This window comes from Paenibacillus sp. FSL R7-0313 (assembly GCF_037969885.1).
Lineage (GTDB): Bacteria > Bacillota > Bacilli > Paenibacillales > Paenibacillaceae > Paenibacillus.
In genome coordinates, this window is record NZ_CP150219.1 from 2554422 (window position 1) to 2574811 (window position 20390).

Below are 20390 nucleotides of genomic sequence, written 5' to 3' on the forward strand. Positions count from 1 at the left end.
CGTATAGGGGGAGAAGAAATGATCACATTGGTTCATTTTCAGACATGTTTGAGTGAATTTGCAGAGAAATTCGATAAGCTCGCGAGCAAGTATGATCATACGATTCAGCATAGTTCGGAGCTGGAGGCTGTGATCAATGACTACTCCCGCTTTGTGACCAATCAGGAGAATAAGGCAGCCTGGGAACAGTTGGAGCATTCGGAGCTGGAAGAACTGGATTCGCTTATATGGCAGTTAAGAAATAAATCCGCCCAGTGTGTGGCGATCATGGAGAAATATCGTGCATTGAAGTTAGAGAACGGGGATGTGCAGATTGCCGATTATTTCAAAAACATAGAAGAGTGTATCGATAAAGAATTCGGCAGCTTCCATGTGACCTCCGATTCGAAAGTATTGTTGGTCGGCTCCGGTTCATTCCCCATGACTCCATTACTCATCGCCAAGCGAACAGGTGCAGAGGTCGTTGGGATCGATATTGATGAAGAATCCATTAGACTCGGGCAGAAAGTGGTGGAGACGCTGGGCGCGGGTTTGAAGATTCGTTTGGAGTCAACATTGCTGGAAAATCTGGAGTATACCCAGGAAGCAACCCATATCATTTTCAGCTCTACGGTGGCCCCTAAATATGAGCTGCTTGATCAACTGCATGCCCTGACGAATGCACAGGTGGTTGTAGCCATGAGATACGGTGATCAGTTGAAGTCCTTGTTCAATTATCCCATGAGAGAGACGGACAACAGCAAGTGGAGGCTAGTGGACAAGATTTTGCGTCCGGATGATGTATTCGATATTGCGTTGTACCAAAAAGCATAGCTGTCCAAGTTATTCTAAATGGAGTCCAGGTTGAACTTTGAAATAAAGGAGGCTTATATGAGCAATCTTCAGCGAATTTTGTTACTTGGAACCGGACCGGTATCCATTCAGTTGGCGGTAACGCTCAAAGATCATCTCAATTGCTGTATAGGCATTGCGGGGAGACCATCGGTTCGTTCAGCGTCCGTATTCTCAGCCCTCGAACAGAGCAATCAAAGTATTCAGGTCAGCATTCAAAATGAGAAACATCAATCGCTCGCAGGTGAGTGTTACGTTGATCATGTGTTCAAGGGATATGACACCATTGATGGTGAATGGGATACACTCATTTTGGCGGTTACCACCGATGCGTATATCGATGTACTGGAACAAATGAATGATGAATTCATCAAACAACTGAAATGTATCATTTTGATTTCTCCAACGTTTGGGTCGAATCGACTCGTGACCCATTATATGAGAGAGCGGAATGCAACGCCGGAAGTGATCAGTTTCTCTACCTACCTTGGAGATACCCGTTGGATGCACGAACATCCGTCCAATCATGTGATTACTACAGGGGTGAAGAAAAAGGTCTATATCGGTTCCACTCGTTCCCCGTCTGAACAGGTCAGTATGTTATGCCAAGTTTATGAGCGTTTGGGTATTGCGCTGGAAGTGATGCGATCTCCACTGGAGGCGGAAACGAGAAATATTTCGTTGTACGTGCATCCCCCTTTGTTCATGAACGATTTCTCATTAGAGGCCATCTTTAGAGCATCAAATATTCAGAAATACGTATACAAGATGTACCCCGAAGGTCCGATTACACAAGATTTGATTCGGGATATGCGAGCGCAGTGGCAGGAGATTATGAATATTACGGACCGACTTGATATTCAGGGAGTGAACCTGCTTCAATTCATGACGGATGACAACTATCCGGTTCGATTAGAGAGTATATCACGCCAGGATATCGAGAATTTCAATCAGCTGCAGGTCATTCATCAAGAGTATTTATTATACATACGGTACACCTCCTTATTGATTGATCCATTCTCGGAACCCGATTCGGAAGGGAAATATTTTGACTTTTCAGCAGTCCCATTCCGCAAAACGTTCATGAACCGCGAAGGGGAGCTAGATATTCCCCGTATGCCCAAGGAAGATTACTACCGCATTAAAATCATCCAGGGCATTGCCAGACATCTCGATGTGAGCTGTCCAATCATTGATCAATTCATCGCCATATATGAATCGAAGCTTCAGGAAATGACTGACGCACACCCGAATCAACGTTTGTCCGATGCCTTTGTCATCCAATCCTTTGACGAGGATATCCGCATGATTTGCACCGGACTTTGACTTTGAGTAATTGGGTTAATTACATCTCAAATTAATCAAGTTGAACCTGATGTTTACATCATAACGAAGAGTGCAGAACCAATCTGAAGAAGCGAAGCGGTCGCCTAAAAGCTTTCTGAAAGAAAGCTACTTCGGAAGCATATGCTATCCCCGGATTTTCTCTTTGGAAAAGAGATCAAAAAAATCTGGGGATAACAGTGATCGGAAGATGGTACTGCAATCGGAGTTGCCCGATGTAACCTACGAGGTCTGCTTGTAATTTCATCATCAGGAGGAAATGTTGTGAATAAAGGTAGTACTTTTAAATGGTTATTATTGCTGGTATCTGCCATTGCGCTGCTCGTCGGATGCGGACAGCAGAGCACAAAAGAAAAAGAGAGCGCCCAAACGGAGCCTGCCAATAGCCAGGTACAAACGGAACTTATCTATGCTTCTGCCAAAGATATTAATGATATGAACCCCCATCTGTACACAGGCTCCATGCCTGCACAAGGGATGGTATATGAATCTCTGGTGGAAAACACACCTGATGGGATCAAGCCATTACTGGCGGAATCATGGGATATCTCGGAGGATGGCAAGACCTACACCTTTCATCTGCGACAAGATGTGAAATTCCATGATGGAGAGCCGTTCAATGCAGAGGCGGTCAAACAAAATATCGATGCCGTTCAGGCCAATGCCGAAAAACACGCCTGGATCAAGCTGTCTACCAAAATCACAAGTGTAAAAGTTATCGATGAGCGCACGGTGGAGCTGTCGCTATCGGAAGCCTATTATCCGGCACTGGTGGAATTGTCCATGACAAGACCTTACGTCTTCATATCACCCAAGGATTTCAAAGATGGCGGAACCAAAGACGGAGTGAGTGGTTTCCACGGTACAGGACCTTACAAGCTTACTGCTCATAAAGTCGAAGAGAATGCCACGTTTGAAGCCAATGAAGACTATTGGGGTGGTGCACCTGCAATCAAGAAAATCACATCCAAGGTTCTTCCGGCTGGCGAAACGACATTCTTGGCATTACAAAAGGGAGAGATCAACTTTGTGTTTACCGATGACCGGGGAGCAGACAGTATCGATGTCGAAGCCATGGACCAATTGGCTGAATCTGGTGGTTATCAAGTGGTCCGAAGTGAAGCGATGAATACCAATATGATCGTAGCCAATAGCAGTCGCCAGAATAGTCCGGTTCAGGAAACGGCAGTTCGGGAAGCGCTTTGGGTTGCCATCGATCGGGAAACGATCAGTAAAGATATTTTCAACGGAACGCAGACTGTAGCGGACACGCTATTTTCAGCCAATGTCAATTACGCCAAGGTGGACCTGAAGAAACGGGAGTATGATCCGGAAATGGCTAAACAGCTTCTGGACCAAGCAGGCTGGACATTGGCAGATGGTAAAGAGGTGAGAACGAAGAACGGTAAGCTTTTAGCCATGAAACTATACTATGACAGCAACTCGTCTTCACAGAAAATACAGGCCGAATTGATCCAGTATTCGATGAAAGAATTGGGTGTTCAGCTTGAGATCGTGGGTGAAGAATCCACTTCTATCGCGAATCGGAGAGCCACCGGGGAATATGATCTGCTCTTTAATCAAACCTGGGGACTGGCCTATGATCCACAGAGTACCATTGCTGCATTTACATCAGATTCGGCATACAAGCATACAACAAGCGGAATTGCCCAAGCAGATGAATTGTATAAAAAAATTGATGCGGTTATGGTCTCCACGGATGAGGCTTCACGCCAATCTCTGTATGCCGACATTATGAAGATTGTCCATGATGAAGCAGTCTTCATCCCGATTACCAACGGACGTGTCACCGTAGTCGCTCCTGAAAATCTCGAAGGAATCTCATTCAAGCAGACTCAATATGAACTGCCATTTGAACAAATGAATTTTAAATAGAGCGGAGATGGATATGGGAAGTTATATCGTCAAAAGGATTCTGTTAACCATCCCTTTACTGATTATCATTTCATTTATAACGTTTGTTCTGATTAATTTATCTCCTTTGGACCCGGCGGTTGTTGTGTTACAGGCACAGGAAGTTCCGCAGATCACAGAGGAATTAATTGCCCAGACCAACAAGGCATTGGGGTTCGATCAGCCGTTCATGATCCAGTATGTGAACTGGATTATGGCTGTTGTGCAGTTGGACTTTGGCAATTCTTATGTATCTGGTGAACCCGTATGGTCATTGATGGGGCCGGCTTTTATGAACACATTGAAGTTAACGCTTGTCTCATCGGTATTCATTATTGCGCTGTCCATTCTGCTGGGTGTGATCTGTGCCATGAGAGAAGGCAAGCTGCTGGATCGATCGGTCAGAGGCGTATCATTTTTCCTTACCGCCATGCCATCCTACTGGCTTGCAGCCATGATGATCTGGTATTTTTCCGTCAAGCTGGATCTGCTGCCTACCAGCGGTATGGACTCGTATCGAAGTTACATTCTACCAGTGATTGTAATCACGGTGAGTTATACAGGCATTTATTTCCGAACGGTTCGAAGTTCCATGCTGAGCAATATGAATGAGGACTATGTGTTATATGCACGGGCAAGTGGTCTGAGCGAGAAGAAAGTTACCCTGCATATTCTAAGAAATTCATTACAGGTGGCCGTGTCCATCTTTTGCATGGCGATCCCGATTGTGCTGGGCAGTACGGTGGTCATCGAAAATGTATTTGCCTGGCCGGGGCTCGGGAGGCTCAGCGTGAAATCCATTTTAAGCAGGGATTTTCCGATTATTCAGGCGTATGTTCTGATGTTGGCTGTTACCTTTGTCTTGTTTAATACGTTATCCGACATCATTAATGCGGCGATGAATCCCCGGTTGAGAAAGGAATTCTGATGCGAATACTGAAAAATCTGTGCAAAGACAAGATTGCGATGACCTCTTTGGTGGTGATTATCGCCACGCTTATGGCGGGCGTACTGGCTCCGCTTATTGCGCCGCATGATCCTGGACAAGTGAACATGAAGCTTCGGTATGCCTCCTCATCCTGGGATTATCTATTAGGCAATGATCATCTGGGTAGATGTGTATTATCTCGGCTTATCTATGGCATCCGTCCAAGTGTGTTATGGGTTCTGGTTGCGCTGAGCCTTTCTGTTCTGATCGGGGCCATTGTTGGATTCATCGCAGGTTACTTCAAGGGGAAAGTGGATGCGTGGATCATGAGAGTCTGTGACATTATGCTTTCTTTCCCCGGATACGTAATGACACTGGCGGTGGTTGGCATTCTGGGTGCAGGACTGGAGAATATTTTGATTGCCTTTGTGTGGATGAAATGGGCCTGGTTTGCCCGCGTTATTCGAACATCTGTGATGCAATTCTCTGATATGGATTATGTAAAATTCGCTAAAGCCTCCGGCACGCCTAATCTGAGAATTATAACCAAACATATTGTTCCGGTTACATTTGCCGATATTGCTGTCATTGCCAGCGGTTCCATGTGTTCGATGATGTTGCAGATCTCCGGCCTTTCCTTTCTGGGGCTTGGAATCCAGGCTCCGCATGCGGAGTGGGGCATGATGCTCAATGAGGCGAGGGAAGTCATGTTCTCCAGACCTGAATTGATGTTGGCACCAGGCCTGGCCATTGTGGTGGTCGTGTCTGCTTTTAATTTTCTGTCGGATGCGCTTCAAGTGGCTTTGGACCCCAAATTGATGACCTCTCAAGGTAAGTCTGACAAGTCTTACGAAAGTGAGGTGAGAAAGACCGCTTATGAATATAGTCGAGGTTGAACATTTGAAAGTCTGGGACACCAATACAGGAAAAGTGATCATTCATGACAGTTCATTTGAAGTTAAGCAGGGAAGCTGTATGGCCATCGTGGGGGAAAGTGGTAGTGGGAAGTCCGTTACGTGCAGGGCTATCATGCGATTGAACAAGCCATGGATTCGCCAATCGGGCACAATGTTATTTCAGGGCGAAGACCTGAACCAGCTTTCGGAACCGGAGATGTGGGGTAAGCGGGGCAAGCATCTGTGTATGATTTTGCAGAATGGCATGAGTGCATTTGATCCTTCCTGTGTCATTGGTGTGCATATCCGGGAGACGCTTCAGCAGCATTTTGGCTGGAACACCCGCGTGATTGAACAGAAAATCATCCATGCCATGGAAAACGTCATGCTCAGAAACCCACGCGAGATTCTGAATCAATATCCACATCAACTGTCTGGTGGGATGCTGCAACGAATCATGATTGCACTGGCGTTGGTGCTTGAGCCCGATCTGATTATTGCGGATGAGCCAACAACGGCACTGGATACGATCTCTCAATATGAAGTGGTGGAGCAATTGATTCAATTACGTGAACGCATGGGCTGTTCCATGATGTTCATCTCCCATGATCTCGGCGTCGTCCAGAAGATTGCAGATGACGTGATGGTTATGAAAGACGGCAAGATCGTTGAGCGTGGCAGCATGCATTCTGTTTTGACAGAGCCGAAGCATGCCTATACGCAGTATCTGGTCTCTACCCGGCTGGAGCTAAGCAATCATTTTAAGGCGTTGATGCAGGGGGACTCCTAGATGCTAAAGGTGGAAGGTATCGAAAAATCATATAACCAAGGCGGACTGTTCTCCAAGCACAAACAACAAGTTTTGAAACAGGTTACCTTTGAATGCCAGCAGGGCGAGTGTCTCGGTATCATCGGTGAAAGCGGAAGCGGTAAATCTACGTTGGGCCGTCTGATTCTGGGCATTGAACGCCCGGATCGTGGAACGATCTCGCTCGATGGTAAAGACGTACAGGATCGACGTGTACGGATGGGTAACATCAGCGCCGTTTTTCAAAATTATACATCCTCCATCAATCCGTTTCTTACCGTGGAAGCTGCCATTATGGAACCGATGCAAGCACAGCAAAAGCTGCGAAAGGATCAGGGTAACTCAGAAAAGGTGGATCTGTTGCTGAACCAAGTTGGACTGGACCCTTCTTATAAATTCAAATATCCGCATGAACTATCCGGTGGGGAGGCTCAGAGAGTGTGCATCGCCAGGGCCATCTCCACCGCCCCCAAATGCATTGTGTTTGATGAAGCGATCAGTTCACTGGACGTGTCTGTTCAGATTCAGGTGTTGCAATTGTTGAAAGAGCTGAAAGAAATCTACAAGCTGAGCTATGTTTTTATCACGCATGATATACAGGCGGCAGCTTATATCTGTGACAGGGTAATCATTTTCAGAGAGGGACAGGTTGTAGAAATCGTTTCGACCAAGCAACTTAAGGACGTACAGTCCGATTATGCGAAGCGATTATTGAAGCATTTAATACCATTTTAGGAGGAGCCCCATTGTGAGTGGAGCGATGTCTTGGCCTTTTCTGCGTTTGTACATATTGGTCCTTCTTTATTTCAGTGCCAATGCCATTCTTAATGTATTGATCCCGTTGCAGGGAGAATATCTTGGCGCGAGTAGTACCACCATTGGTCTGATCATGGGTGCTTATATGTTCACAACGATGTTCTTCAGACCCTGGGCCGGTCGGATTATTCAAAAGCACGGACCAATCAAAATATTACGTCTGATTCTGATTATCAATGGATTTGCGCTGATTTTATATACCTTTACGGGACTTGGAGGTTATTTGCTTGCTCGTATTCTTCAGGGGGTATCCACGGCTTTCTTCTCCATGGCTTTGCAGATTGGCATTATTGATGCTCTTCCGGAGAAAGATCGGTCTCAGGGTATTTCCTATTATTCGCTATTCAGTTACATACCAGGGATCGTGGGGCCAGTGCTCGCATTAGGGATATGGCAGGCGGGAGGCATGGATTATTTTACAGTGGTTCTGATCGGTATTGCCATCTGTACGGGTATCTTCGGATATACCGCCAAAATGGAACCAAACAAGGAGAAACCTGCTGAGAATCCATCGGAGCAGAATGTGAGCATGTGGGAATCCTTTGGGCAGTTGGTGAAGAATCCGTATTTATTTCGCTGTAGTGTGTTAATGCTCGCTGCCTCGGTTGTATTTGGCGCGATTACAACCTTCATTCCGCTGTATGCGAGCCAAGTACCAAAAGGGAATGCCGGCGTATATCTGATGCTTCAGGCAGGAACGGTGGTACTGGCTCGAATTATGCTTAGGAAAAGGATTCCTTCCGATGGCAGTTGGCATTCTCCTTTCATGATGGGCACCATGTGTCTGCTCGCCGTAGCTGCGCAATGTGTCAGTTTTGCCGTGACAGGCGGGGTGGTCTTTTTCTATGTGGGTGCTGTATTCATGGGAATCGGTCAGGCGATCCTGTATCCGACACTCACGACCTATTTATCTTTTGTCTTGCCTAAGCTGAATCGGAACGTTCTGATCGGTTTATTTATCGCGATGGCTGATCTGGGTATTTCTCTGGGTGGTGTGATTATGGGACCCGTCGCTGACTTCTCTTCCTATTCATTTATGTACATGATCTGTGCTATCCTAGGAGCGGTAATGATCGTTTTTGCCTATGAGCGGCGTAGACCCGTGACAGGTACATCTATGAATTGACTGCCAGAAGAGAAAGTGGTGACGAACGTTTGAAGGCTTCAATGACGGCAACATCCAATGGGAAATTAAATCCGGTATCCTTTTCGTTTATCCGGTTTTATATGCTGGCCTTTTTATTTTTTGCGGCGAATTCTGCTTTGACGATTATTCTGCCTTTGCGAAGCGAGGCCGCCGGATTGAATCAGGCTGAGATTGGTCTGATGATGGGGGCATACATGTTCACCTGTATGCTCTTGAGACCTTTTGCAGCACAGCTGCTGGGCAAGCATGGGCCGCTTCGTGTGATGCAATGGCTATTACTTTTACATGCCGGGACGTTGCTGCTGTTTGTTGTTTTTGGTGTGGAGACGTATCTGTGGTTGCGAGCCCTGCAAGGGGTGGCTACGGCCTTTTTCTCCATGACGATGCAGGCAGGCATTGTGGAAAAGCTGGAGGACAAAGACCGGGCACAAGGGTTGTCCATGTACACCCTGTTTACGATGGTTCCTTCTCTGGTCATTCCGATCCTCGCCATACAAATCTGGGAAAATGCCAGTGATCTAGCGTTTACGCTGCTGATGATCGGACTGGCGGCGCTGCCACTTCTGATTGGATATAATGTGGATCTGCCGCGAAGTACCGTGCAGAACAAATCGTATACCTTGGGCGATATGTTTCGTTCATTCGGCGGCATCTGGCGCAGTACGCCACTGCTGATCAGTAGTGTGGTGATGCTGTTTGCGTCCTGCGTTTTTGGGGCAACAGCGACCTTCCTTCCCTTGTATATGGTATCCACCGGAACGGCGAGTGCTGGGGTATTTCTGACGATTCAGGGATTGGTTGTGATCCTGTGCAGGTTTATTTTGCGTAAAAAAATTCCGTCCGACGGTAGCTGGAATACCTGGCTGATGGCAGGATTAATGCTGTGTGCAGCACTGGGAACCCAGTTACTCAGCCTGATGGAGATCATCGGGCCATTGGTGTATCTCTCCGCGGTGTTCAGCGGTTTTGCCTTGGCACTGTTGTACCCGACATTAACCACATATCTGTCTTTTGTGCTACCTGCGGATTCCAGATATGTACTCATGGGGATTTTCATGTCCTCGTATGACCTTGGATTCTCTCTGGGAGGACTGGCGATGGGGCTCATTGTACAGGTGAGTTCGTATTCGACCATGTTTATGATCTGCACGTTGCTGTCTATTGCAGCGATGGTACTGGTGTTGGTGTTCAGGCAACGGATGGAAGCGGGCAATAAGGCCAGATCTGTGGTGACTATATAAATTGAACCAAAGAACATTTACACGGATCACTCCGATGACAGAACAACCTTCCGATCGCTGTTATCCCCAGATTTTTTTGATTCCTTTTTATAAGGTTAAATCCGGGGATAGCGTATGCTTCCGATTTAGCTTTCTTGCAGAAAGCTTGTAGGCGAAGTGTATGCTTTCGAAGTAGCTTTCCTGCAGAAAGCTTGTAGCTCCGCTTCTTCAGGTCCTTTCTGTCCTCTCCGTTTCGTGTAAATGTTCAGTTCAATCTATATAGTTTTGTTGAATATGTCCCGGTACAGGCGTACTTCTAATTTATATTGATAGTTCCGCTGTCTAGCCTATCCCGCATGTAGTGCGAATATTTACAGAGGAGGTTTATGACTCACTTCTTGCCAAAACGTATCATCAGGATGCGAAAGTGTAAGGGGCGGTCATCAACCTTTTTTTGCAGGTTGAATCAAAAATAGTTTGACAACGACCGTCCAACAGGATTATAGTCATTGTTGTTAATCGTAATAATTACTATTAAAGTCTGGATTACGCAGACTGCACATATAAGGAGTAGATTTCTATGACACAAAAGCAAGTTCCGGTAACCGTACTGAGTGGTTACCTCGGTTCAGGGAAAACGACGGTTTTGAATCATGTGTTGAACAACAGACAAGGGCTTAAGGTTGCCGTGATCGTTAACGACATGAGCGAGGTCAATATTGATGCTGCGCTGGTTAAGGGGGAGGCAACCTTGTCTCGAACGGAAGAGAAGTTAGTGGAGTTGTCCAACGGCTGTATCTGTTGCACCTTGCGGGATGATCTGATGCAAGAGATTGAGAAGCTGGTGAACGAAGGCAAGTATGACTATATTTTGATCGAATCCACCGGAATCAGTGAACCTGTTCCCGTTGCACAGACCTTTACATACGCCGATGAGGAGTCGGGTATTGATCTGACTCGTCTGGCCCGATTGGATTGTCTGGTAACGGTGGTGGATGTCAATCGATTCTGGCATGATTTTGGATCAGGGCAGAGTCTTTTGGATCGTAATCAAGCGACTGGAGATGAGGACACTCGTGACGTCGTAGACTTGTTGATTGATCAGATCGAAACCTGTGATGTGCTGCTGCTGAACAAATGTGATCTGGTCGATGACACCGAGCTGAACAAGCTCGAAGGTATCATCCGCAAGTTGCAGCCTAACGCCAAGATCATTCGGACCGAGAACGGACAGGTGAATCCGTCCGAGATTTTGAATACAGGCCGCTTTGATTTTGAGAAGGTGAGCATGTCCGCTGGGTGGATTCAGGAGCTGGAGAAGGAGTCGCATACACCGGAAACCGAGGAATATGGCATTGGTTCCTTTGTATATCGCCGCAGAAAGCCGTTCCATCCTTCCCGTCTGGCTGAATTCATGAGTTACTGGCCGGAAGAAGTGGTACGTGCCAAAGGTTTGGTATGGCTCGCAGCCGAAGGGGATGTTGCTGCAAGCCTGAGTCAGGCGGGATCATCCATTCAGTTGGGTCCTGCGGGACATTGGATCGCGGCGTTGCCGGAAGCGGACAAAGAAGAGATTTTGCGTAACGAGCCGGATGTTATGGAAAAATGGGATGCCCAGTGGGGAGATCGTCAGACGGAGCTTGTCATGATCGGGATCGACATGGAACGTGCCAGCATTGAAGATGAGCTGGATCAGTGTCTGCTCAGTGACGAAGAAATGCTGGCTGACTGGGGTCATTTTGATAATCCACTGCCATGGCCTGTGGAAGTCTTATAACTTGGAAGATGATGTTCTGCATTGGGAGTAGCGCTGTATAAACACATCTATATAAATTGAAATAAACATTTACACAAAACGGAGAGGGCAGAAAGGACCTGAAGAAGCGTAGCTACAAGCTTTCTGCAGAAAAGCTACTTCGAAAGCATACACTTCGCCTACAAGCTTTCTGCAAGAAAGCTACATCGGAAGCATACGCTATCCCCGGATTTACCCTTTGTAAAATGAATCAATATAATCTGGGGATAACAGCGATCGGAAGGTTGTTCTGTCATAAACATAAATTCGATGGATAAAGGAGCTATAATTCATGGCTAAAAAATCTAAAGTGGTACGTGAGAAGCAACGTCAGGCGATCGTGGCAAAATATGCGGACCTGCGCCGGGAATTGAAGGAAAAAGGGGATTACGAGGCATTGCAGAAATTGCCACGGAATGCATCTCCGACCAGACTAAAGAATCGTTGTGAAGTGACAGGTCGCCCGCGGGGTTATCTACGCAAGTTCAAGGTATCTCGAATCAAGTTCAGAGAACTTGCTCATCAAGGGCAGATTCCTGGCGTAACAAAATCCAGTTGGTAAAATGATCAAGGGATGTAGCTGACCACTTTTGCATGAGGAAGGGCACCACTTGTTGGAAGCTACATGCGGTGCGTAGAACAGGGCGTTTTTTTGCTGAAAGGGTGTGCATCTTCATGTTGGACTTGTTTACGTTACGAAGAATTCAGTCTGTAATGAACGGATATATTCACGAGAAGGTACCTGCGCCACTGCGTACGATGGTGAAGTTGACGTATGAGATGAATGACAATGAATTGATCCTGACCGAAGAAAGACCCGCCGAGGAGCGGTATCAATGGGATAAGATGTATATTGCCCGATTTTACTGGGAAGAAAATCAGTGGAAAGTGTATGCCAGAGATGAACAGAGCAGCTGGAATCCGGTAGATGTTATTACACCTTGTTCCGATTTTGAGAATGTGCTCGAGCAGGTGGAACGGGATGAGGCTGGACTGTTCTGGCGTACGTGAGCGAGATCGGTTAAGAGTATATTTCATTCGTGAAAATTAATGTTAATTCAGACAAATATGGCGTAGATGCAACCGAGTTCGAAGCTAGCGAAGCAGTGGCTAGCTTTGGGCTTTTTTTGTGTCCAAGAATCACTGAAGCAAAGAGGGGGGATCTTTTGGTCTTCCTTCCTTAGTGAGCAAAAGAATAAATAAAATCTGTTTTACAATAAAAATTTATTGTAAAACGATAAATATTATGATAAATTCATATCACTTAAAACAAGTGAGGTGCTTTTTGTGAAGCGAGGTACAACCATCTTTTTAAAATTGGCTGTGTTGCTTATTGGTGTTCCCATTCTTGCCTTATGTATATTCGGCATACCCTGGTTAGCGAATAATCCGGTGAATCCGAATTATGCAGGTGCACTATACCCCATAGTGATTATTATGTATGTGTCCGTTATTCCGTTTATCGTTGCACTGTACCAGGCATTCCGTCTGCTGAGCTACATCGACAAAAATGAAGCGTTCTCTCTAATATCAGTGAAATCCTTAAAAACTATAAAATATTGTGCTATTGTAATCAGTAGTCTCTATTTTGTGATGTTGCCTTTTGTGTATGTTGTAGCAGAGAAAGATGATGCCCCAGGCCTCATTCTTATGGGAATGGTTCCTGTTTTTGCTTCATTGGTCATCGCAGTGTTTTCTGCTGTGCTCCAAAGATTGTTACAGGAAGCGATTGATATCAAATCAGAAAATGACCTAGTGGTCTGAGGTGAATATATGGCCATTATAATCAATATTGATGTGATGTTGGCAAAGCGGAAAATGACGGTTACCGAGCTTGCAGAGAGAGTTGAGATCACGATCGCCAATATTTCCATATTAAAAACAGGAAAAGCAAAAGCGATCCGTTTATCCACTCTGGATGCCATCTGTAAAGCACTGGATTGTCAGCCTGGAGATATATTGGAATATAAGGCTGACGAGGACGAAGATACAAATGAAGATATATGAAAAATGACAAAAGAAGACTCTGCATGTTGTATGCAGAGTCTTCTTTTGCGTCGGCTTGATCAAGGAATACTGCCATGCCTATAACGAATGATTGTGCATCATACGGAATTGCATAGGCGTTACGTTTTCCTGGGTTTTAAAACAGCGGATGAAGTAACTTGACTGTGAAAATCCCGTTTCCAGCGTAATTTGTTTAATGGAAAGGTTGGTTGTGGCAAGCAGCTGTTTCGCATGTAATAACCTGGATTCCATCAGGAATTCCGGGAAGGAGATACCAAACGTCTGACTGAACTTGCGGCTAAAGTATGTTGTACTGTATCCGGCAATCCCGGCAGCGTGGTCAAGTGTAATGTGCTCGTTACTATGAGAACGAATATAATTCCCTGCTTCACGAATTCGCTCTGATGTGTGATTTAACGAAACATTAATTTGGCTCGCTGCGGATTGTAATTGGGTCAGAAGTTCATATAAAGTAGCTGCCATGCTGTGCTCGTCCTCCACCTGATAGCCTCTTCCGAGCTCCAGTAATCGATCCATGAGCGCGGTAACCACCGGGAAGTTGGAGCATTGAAACAGCCATGGCTCGTCAACGCCTTTTCCATTTAACAGCTCTTCGAGACGAATACCGTAGAAGTGAATCCAACGAATACTCCAAGGATCATCCAAATCTGAGTAGTAGGTTTGTCTGAGACCGGGGCCATAGAGGAATCCCTGCCCACGTGTTAGCTCATAACAAGCGGTTCCAGTGTCCAGGAACCCTTTACCTTCAAGTACAAGGTGCAGATTGTAGCAATGATCTAAGTTGATATCTTTGGTTCGATATTCCCGATTCACATGATGCTTGGGAAAGTCACTGTACCCTCCAATAAAATCGGGAAAACATACATGTCTGGGGAAAACCGGCTTGGGGAGAAAGATGTGTTCTTTCACGTGCATCCTCCATTTAAACGCAATATTTTTATGTAGTGAACTGAAATAGATTCAGCCCACTGTTATTTGAATATTCAGCAATGACAATATTTTATTATAAGTCGCATAATCTTGTCATTTATTATATGTGAAGGTTCCAATAGAATGGAGGCAATATGGCAGGTTAAGGGGGCAATTAAAGGTGGCAAAATCAATCCAATTGGATGAATTAAAAATGGGGGTCTGTTATTACCCTGAGCACTGGTCGGAAGCGTTGTGGGAGGACGATTTCCTTAGAATGAAAGAGATGAATATCACGGTTATTCGGATGGCTGAATTTGCATGGTCCATCTTTGAACCGGAAGAAGGTCAGTTCGATTTTAGTTTTTTCCAGAAGGCACTGGATCTGGCGCATCAATATGGTTTAAGTGTTATTTTGGGAACACCTACTGCAACTCCACCAGCATGGTTAACATCCAAATATCCTGAAGTATTAAACGCAAATAAGGACGGGGTATTGTATCAACACGGTATGCGACGCCATACCAACTACAGCAGCCCAATCTACAGACAGCAATGTGAGAAAATCGTGCGTAATATGGTGATTGCCTATAAAGATCATCCGGCTCTCATTGGATGGCAGATCGATAACGAATTCAATTGTCATATGGATGTTTTCTATGCTGAGGCTGACCATGTCGCCTTCCGTGAATGGCTTAAGAATCGTTATGAATCGTTGGAGAACCTGAACCAGGCTTGGGGAACCGTTTTCTGGAGTCAGACCTATACCGACTGGGAGCAAGTTCACCTTACCCGAAATATGGTCAGCCAATCGCCAAATCCTCACCTGGCATTAGATGAAAAGAGATTCATCTCAGCAAATACCATTTCATTTGCCAAACTTCAGGTGGAGATCATTCGGGAACTGGATCCGAAACATTGGATCACAACGAACGGTACGTTTGGACACTTGGATAATCATGAAATGACAGAAGACCTGTTGGATTTCTTCTCCTATGATTCGTATCCGCAGTTTGCCACGATCTTCCCAGGGACAGACGATAACTCATTACAAGATCGGACCTGGAGCATGAAACTGTCGAACGTGCGCAATATGTCACCGAACTTCTGCGTCATGGAACAACAGTCTGGGCCAGGAGGCTGGGTCGACAGTATAGGCATGGGTACGCCAAGACCGGGACAGATCCGATTATGGTCGTATCAATCTGTTCTTCATGGAACAGATCTGCTCGTCTACTTCCGCTGGCGGACGGCAACATTTGGCACCGAGATGTACTGGCATGGCATCAATGATTACCATAATCAGCCCAACAGAAGGGTACGCGAGGTTGCACAAGTAGGGGAAGAGTTTGCCAAGATCGGGCGTGTTATTGCGGGCACTACATATCAAGCCGATGTTGCAATCCTACAGGATTACGATAACATCTGGGACGGGGAGTTGGACGAGTGGCACGGCCCGCTTCAGCAACAGAGTGTACGCTCTTGGTATAAGCAGCTCCAGTATCGTCATATTCCGACGGACATGGTTACACTGCAACCAACGACAACACTGGAAGAGTTATCTGAATATAAGGTGATCATCTATGCTCACCCGGCCATCATGACAGACGAGACAGCAGAACTTCTCCAAGCCTATGTCAGTCAAGGGGGAATCCTGTTTTTCGGTGCCCGCACCGGCTATAAGGATCTCAAGGGACATTGTTATATGAGACCGTTCCCTGGGGCTGTCGCTGAGTTGTGTGGTGTAACCGTAGAGGACTTTACCTTAATCAAAGGAACCATTCCAGCAGCTGAGCTGCAATGGAGTGGGGCGAGTGAGCGACTTCAGGAGGGAACGTCAACGGCCGGATTTAACGAAGTTCTTCATGTGGAGCATTCTGACGTGCAGGTCATGGCTGAGTATACATCCGAATATTATGCAGGTAGTCCTGCATTGACCAAACGTGCGGTAGGTCAGGGGCAGGTATGGTATTATGGTGCGGCTTACAATGAATCGGTCGTAGATGCTCTTCTTGATGAAATCAGGCTAGTCTCGCCTGTGGATGACCTGGTAGAGGTACCGTCCGAAGTTGAGCTTGGTATCCGTTCCGGTAAGGATAAAGCTTATGTATTTTTACTCAACTACTCGGATCAACAAGTACCCATTAAGCTTAAGAAACAAGCAAAAGAGTTACTGTCAGGTACAACACTTCAGAATGAGATCAACATGCCCGCGTATGGTGTGTTCATTTTTGAGATCGATTTGCCGCAATAAGGAATCCATTCATCAATATCATGCGTTATATATACAAATAAACACCAAAAGCGCCTTGCAGCCATTGCAAGGCGTTTTGTATATGCATGATGTGATGTGTAACATCCATTAAGCATGAGTGTTGTTGGTTATATTCTGTATAACTACGCTTCGTACAAAATTTCACCTGTCCGGGATACATCATATCCCTCGAATGATTGCAGTTCCTGCCTGAACTCCGGCGATTGGAGAATTCGCAGTACAGATTCTGTCCAGGCTTCATTACCTTGCTTCCTGAGCATGACCAGATCATAGCGCTCCTGTGTGAGCGGGACAAAATCAACCTGGCCTACAAGTCGTGCAGCTTTCTCAATGCCAACTCCGACATCGGCTTCGCCAGAACTGACTTTGGCAGCCACACCCATGTGACTGGTTTCCTCGGTTTCATATCCAATCAGACCTGCGGTAGGAATTCCATGCAGCCGAAGTTGCTCATCCAGCAATACTCTCGCACCAGAACCTATCTCCCGATTAGCTAGTCTCAGTTCAGGCTTGCTCAGATCGGTCCAATTCTGCAAGTTCTGCGGATTGCCACGCTGTACATACAGTCCGGCAGGACGTGATAGCAGGTTCACCACAACATAGGACCTTCCAGTCAGAATTTTGCGAATATACGGCAGATTATACTCACCGGTATCTCCGTCGAGCAGATGAGTGCTGACCAGATCGGACTCACCGCGATACATCGAGATAAGCCCATCCAGACTACCCATGAACGAGCGTAGCGGACGAATGTCCCGAGTTTGTTTTTCCATATGGCGCATAAGAATATCCAGACTGACATCCTGACCTGTTATGACCAGATGCCGTGGTACAGCAGTCATTGCATGAGCAGAACTCGCTGGAGTATTCGCATGCGCAGACCCAATGGGTGTAGTCGATTGTAAGGAAGTTCCCTGAAAATCACCCTGACCTGGCTGAGTTCCTGATGCCGAGGTCTGATGAGGAGCCGGGATACGCTGACCTGAGGACTGAAGTTGTTTGGAACGACGTTTATATGCCTCCAGATCGGTTGCATCAATTCGCATTTGTTTACCCACACGGTATGCGACGAGCTCTCCTTTTTTGATCAGGTCATAAACTGTCAGTTTCGATATTTTGAGCAGCTTGGATATTTCTTCGGTTGTGTAGGATTGCTCCTCCGTCATAAGTGAAGATCCTCCTTCAAAGGTATAGAGCAATTATGGTTTTGTTATGAATGTTTCTTGTACTATATCATTAATTGAGGGATGCCATAAACCTGAGGACACGCAAGAAACGCATAGGACAGGTAACAAAAATCAAATGAGATCTTAATCACCTTCCCATTTTGTTTGTCTTGTGTATAATTAGATATAATCAATTATAACTAGTTATATCTAAAGATAACGTTGGGGGAGAAATGAATGAGAAAGAGAATCGGATATGTGTTGGGAAGTATGTCACTGGGACTGGCTCTTGTATTGGCTGGTTGTGGTGCAAGCAAGGGCACTACGGATACATCCATGGGTGCAGAACAAACGACCTCAACGCCAGCGGCATCAGGTGAAAGTTCATCAGCAGGAAATACCGATCCGCAGGAAACGGTAGATCTGACGATCTCTGCGGCGGCCAGTCTGACCGATGCGATGAAAGAGATTGAAACCAATTATGAGTTAGCTAATCCTTATATAGAACTTAATTTTAACTTTGGCGCCTCGGGTGCCTTGCAACAGCAGATTGAACAGGGTGCCCCGGCTGATGTCTTTGTATCGGCGGCAACAAAAAATATGAATGCGCTAGTAGATGAAAACCTGGTTGCATCGGGCGATCAGAAGAATCTGCTACAGAATTCACTGGTGGCCATAGTACCAGCAGATGGGACCCACACAGTAACCAGTGAAACGGATCTCACCAGCGACTCCATCAAGACGGTAGCCATTGGGATTCCGGAAAGTGTTCCGGCGGGAACCTATGCCAAGGAAGCTCTGACCAATGCCAAGCTGTGGGATGAACTGGAAAGCAAGCTTGTGCAGGGGAAAGACGTTAGACAGGTTCTTCAATATGTAGAGACAGGTAATGCAGATGCAGGATTTGTATATAAAACGGATGCTCTTACTTCGGATCAGGTGAAAATTGCGTTTGAAGTGGACAAAAACAGCTACACACCAGCCAATTATCCAATAGGCATTATTGAAGGAACCAAACACCGTACTGAGGCCGAACAATTCTATGCGTATTTACAAACCCCTGAAGTACTGGATATCTTCGAGAAATACGGATTCACAATTCCGGAATGAATGTGAACGCCATAGACTGGTCCGTATTCTGGTCACCGGTGCGCTTATCACTTCAGGTTGCGCTGTTATCCAGCGTGGTGGCCACTGTGCTCGGAATCGCGATAGCCTGGAAGATGTCACGTTCTTCATTTCGGGGAAAGATCCTGCTGGAAACGGCATTTATGCTGCCGTTAGTCCTTCCTCCGACGGTGGTTGGATTTCTGTTACTTGTCATACTGGGGCGTAAAAGTCTGTTTGGACAATGGATTGAAGCCATATTCTCCGCTCCGGTTATTTTCACCTGGTGGGCTGCGGTGATTGCTGCGGTGGTGGTTGCTTTTCCACTCGTGTATCAGACGATGAAATCGGGATTCAGTGGTGTGGATCGTGATCTGGAGGATGCGGGTCGTTCGATTGGGGCAAATGAGTGGCAGGTTTTTCGTTATATTTCCCTGCCGCTCGCAGGCAGAGCATTGATGACCGCTTTCATCCTGGGCTTTGCCCGTGCACTCGGGGAATTCGGTGCGACACTGATGATTGCAGGCAATATTCCGGGCAAAACACAAACGGTACCTACGGCAATCTATGTCGCTGTGGATTCGGGCAATCAGACCATGGCTTGGGCATGGACTATTTCCATTATCATCATCTCGTTTCTCATGTTACTGATGACCAGACAGCAGCGAGATGGAAAAAATGTCTGATTTCATATGTACCAATATCAATATCCTGCCAAATTGGTCTTAATGGAAATGTAAAGATGTTTTAACATAAAAAAATAAAAATTTTCCCAAAATTTAATCGTTCAGTACTCGCTTTCAGTGGGCTTGTTCCTGTAAGATAGAAGTAATGGATTCCAGCCAAGTACTGAAATAAGGAGAGACGACGATGAACACTAAATTTGATTGCGGCGTTTCGTTGCAAATCGATGACTATCTGGATCTTTTGCATTTTGCCATCCAAATTCAGGATCAGGAATGGCAACAATCCCTTATCCGCCAACTCAAAATATTTCAGACGGCGACGGAGCAGCAGCGCACACCTGAAGAGGAATTATGGACACGGTTTGATTACATCAACAGCAAACTGACAGGTCTGTGCCACCAGATTCATGCCGCTCATTCCATGGACGAACGCAAGAAGTTCGAGGAACGGATCGGTATCTTACAATTACAGCGAGTGGAAGTTGCACGTAAAATTAAATGGGCGAGTCGCAGATAGATG

The 20390-nt window shown here is 46.0% G+C and carries 20 protein-coding genes; 18 read left to right on the forward strand and 2 right to left on the reverse strand.

All coding sequences use genetic code 11. The features are described from left to right. Positions 1-18: 18 nt before the first annotated feature. From NSQ38_RS11160 to NSQ38_RS11225, 14 genes are all read left to right on the forward strand, one after another. Positions 19-813, forward strand: a complete 795-nt coding sequence (locus tag NSQ38_RS11160) for an SAM-dependent methyltransferase (RefSeq protein ID WP_339789209.1) — start codon at positions 19-21, stop codon at positions 811-813. A gap of 57 nt (positions 814-870) precedes the next feature. Beyond that, positions 871-2157 carry an opine metallophore biosynthesis dehydrogenase gene (locus NSQ38_RS11165; protein ID WP_339789211.1) on the forward strand — a complete coding sequence of 429 codons (1287 nt, stop codon included), beginning with the start codon at positions 871-873 and terminating at the stop codon, positions 2155-2157. A 282-nt stretch (positions 2158-2439) separates the two neighbouring features. Then, positions 2440-4071: a nickel ABC transporter substrate-binding protein gene (gene nikA, locus NSQ38_RS11170; protein ID WP_339789213.1), complete on the forward strand. Its 1632-nt coding sequence runs from the start codon at positions 2440-2442 to the stop codon at positions 4069-4071. Between the two features lie 13 nt (positions 4072-4084). Continuing rightward, positions 4085-5017: a nickel/cobalt ABC transporter permease gene (opp1B, locus tag NSQ38_RS11175; RefSeq protein WP_133387061.1), complete on the forward strand. Its 933-nt coding sequence runs from the start codon at positions 4085-4087 to the stop codon at positions 5015-5017. Then, entirely contained in the window at positions 5017-5913 is an 897-nt protein-coding gene (gene opp1C, locus NSQ38_RS11180; protein ID WP_339789215.1) for a nickel/cobalt ABC transporter permease, read from the forward strand. The genes opp1B and opp1C overlap by 1 nt, the downstream gene beginning before the upstream one ends. Then, entirely contained in the window at positions 5894-6703 is an 810-nt protein-coding gene (locus NSQ38_RS11185) for an ABC transporter ATP-binding protein (RefSeq protein ID WP_339789217.1), read from the forward strand. The genes opp1C and NSQ38_RS11185 overlap by 20 nt, the downstream gene beginning before the upstream one ends. Then, positions 6704-7456, forward strand: a complete 753-nt coding sequence (locus NSQ38_RS11190) for an ABC transporter ATP-binding protein (protein ID WP_339789219.1) — start codon at positions 6704-6706, stop codon at positions 7454-7456. Between the two features lie 13 nt (positions 7457-7469). After that, positions 7470-8663, forward strand: a complete 1194-nt coding sequence (locus tag NSQ38_RS11195; RefSeq protein WP_339789221.1) for an MFS transporter — start codon at positions 7470-7472, stop codon at positions 8661-8663. 41 nt (positions 8664-8704) lie between these two features. Further along, entirely contained in the window at positions 8705-9925 is a 1221-nt protein-coding gene (locus tag NSQ38_RS11200; RefSeq protein WP_339312637.1) for an MFS transporter, read from the forward strand. A 559-nt stretch (positions 9926-10484) separates the two neighbouring features. Beyond that, on the forward strand, positions 10485-11681 hold the full coding sequence (locus tag NSQ38_RS11205; protein WP_339789224.1) for a GTP-binding protein: 1197 nt from the start codon (positions 10485-10487) through the stop codon (positions 11679-11681). Positions 11682-11991: 310 nt separating this feature from the next. Next, entirely contained in the window at positions 11992-12261 is a 270-nt protein-coding gene (rpsN, locus tag NSQ38_RS11210) for a 30S ribosomal protein S14 (RefSeq protein WP_036605831.1), read from the forward strand. Positions 12262-12374: 113 nt separating this feature from the next. Further along, a complete protein-coding gene (locus tag NSQ38_RS11215; RefSeq protein WP_339789226.1) occupies positions 12375-12710 on the forward strand; it encodes a DUF3024 domain-containing protein in 336 nt (111 codons plus the stop codon). 276 nt (positions 12711-12986) lie between these two features. Then, positions 12987-13463, forward strand: a complete 477-nt coding sequence (locus NSQ38_RS11220) for a DUF2975 domain-containing protein (RefSeq protein ID WP_192136289.1) — start codon at positions 12987-12989, stop codon at positions 13461-13463. Between the two features lie 9 nt (positions 13464-13472). Further along, positions 13473-13706 carry a helix-turn-helix transcriptional regulator gene (locus tag NSQ38_RS11225; protein ID WP_339789229.1) on the forward strand — a complete coding sequence of 78 codons (234 nt, stop codon included), beginning with the start codon at positions 13473-13475 and terminating at the stop codon, positions 13704-13706. Positions 13707-13784: 78 nt separating this feature from the next. On the opposite strand, the gene NSQ38_RS11230 is transcribed toward NSQ38_RS11225, so the two are convergent. Then, positions 13785-14636, reverse strand: a complete 852-nt coding sequence (locus NSQ38_RS11230; RefSeq protein ID WP_339789232.1) for an AraC family transcriptional regulator — start codon at positions 14634-14636, stop codon at positions 13785-13787. A gap of 181 nt (positions 14637-14817) precedes the next feature. On the opposite strand from NSQ38_RS11230, the gene NSQ38_RS11235 reads away from it, so the two are divergent. After that, positions 14818-16890, forward strand: coding sequence for a beta-galactosidase (locus NSQ38_RS11235; protein WP_339789235.1), 2073 nt, complete (start codon positions 14818-14820; stop codon positions 16888-16890). A gap of 143 nt (positions 16891-17033) precedes the next feature. Here NSQ38_RS11235 and NSQ38_RS11240 read toward each other — a convergent pair whose 3' ends face one another. Beyond that, the gene (locus tag NSQ38_RS11240) at positions 17034-18077 is read right to left on the reverse strand and encodes a helix-turn-helix transcriptional regulator (protein WP_339789237.1); all 1044 of its coding nucleotides are present in this window, start codon (positions 18075-18077) and stop codon (positions 17034-17036) included. 237 nt (positions 18078-18314) lie between these two features. On the opposite strand from NSQ38_RS11240, the gene modA reads away from it, so the two are divergent. The 3 genes from modA (at position 18315) to NSQ38_RS11255 (ending at position 20387) form a co-directional block, all read left to right on the forward strand. Continuing rightward, positions 18315-19187 carry a molybdate ABC transporter substrate-binding protein gene (modA, locus tag NSQ38_RS11245; RefSeq protein ID WP_339789239.1) on the forward strand — a complete coding sequence of 291 codons (873 nt, stop codon included), beginning with the start codon at positions 18315-18317 and terminating at the stop codon, positions 19185-19187. Then, complete coding sequence (modB, locus tag NSQ38_RS11250; RefSeq protein ID WP_338588426.1) at positions 19184-19870, forward strand: molybdate ABC transporter permease subunit; 687 nt, start codon at positions 19184-19186, stop codon at positions 19868-19870. Before modA ends, modB begins: the two co-directional genes overlap by 4 nt. Before the next feature lie 184 nt (positions 19871-20054). Further along, a complete protein-coding gene (locus NSQ38_RS11255; protein WP_338588425.1) occupies positions 20055-20387 on the forward strand; it encodes a hypothetical protein in 333 nt (110 codons plus the stop codon). Positions 20388-20390 lie beyond the last annotated feature (3 nt).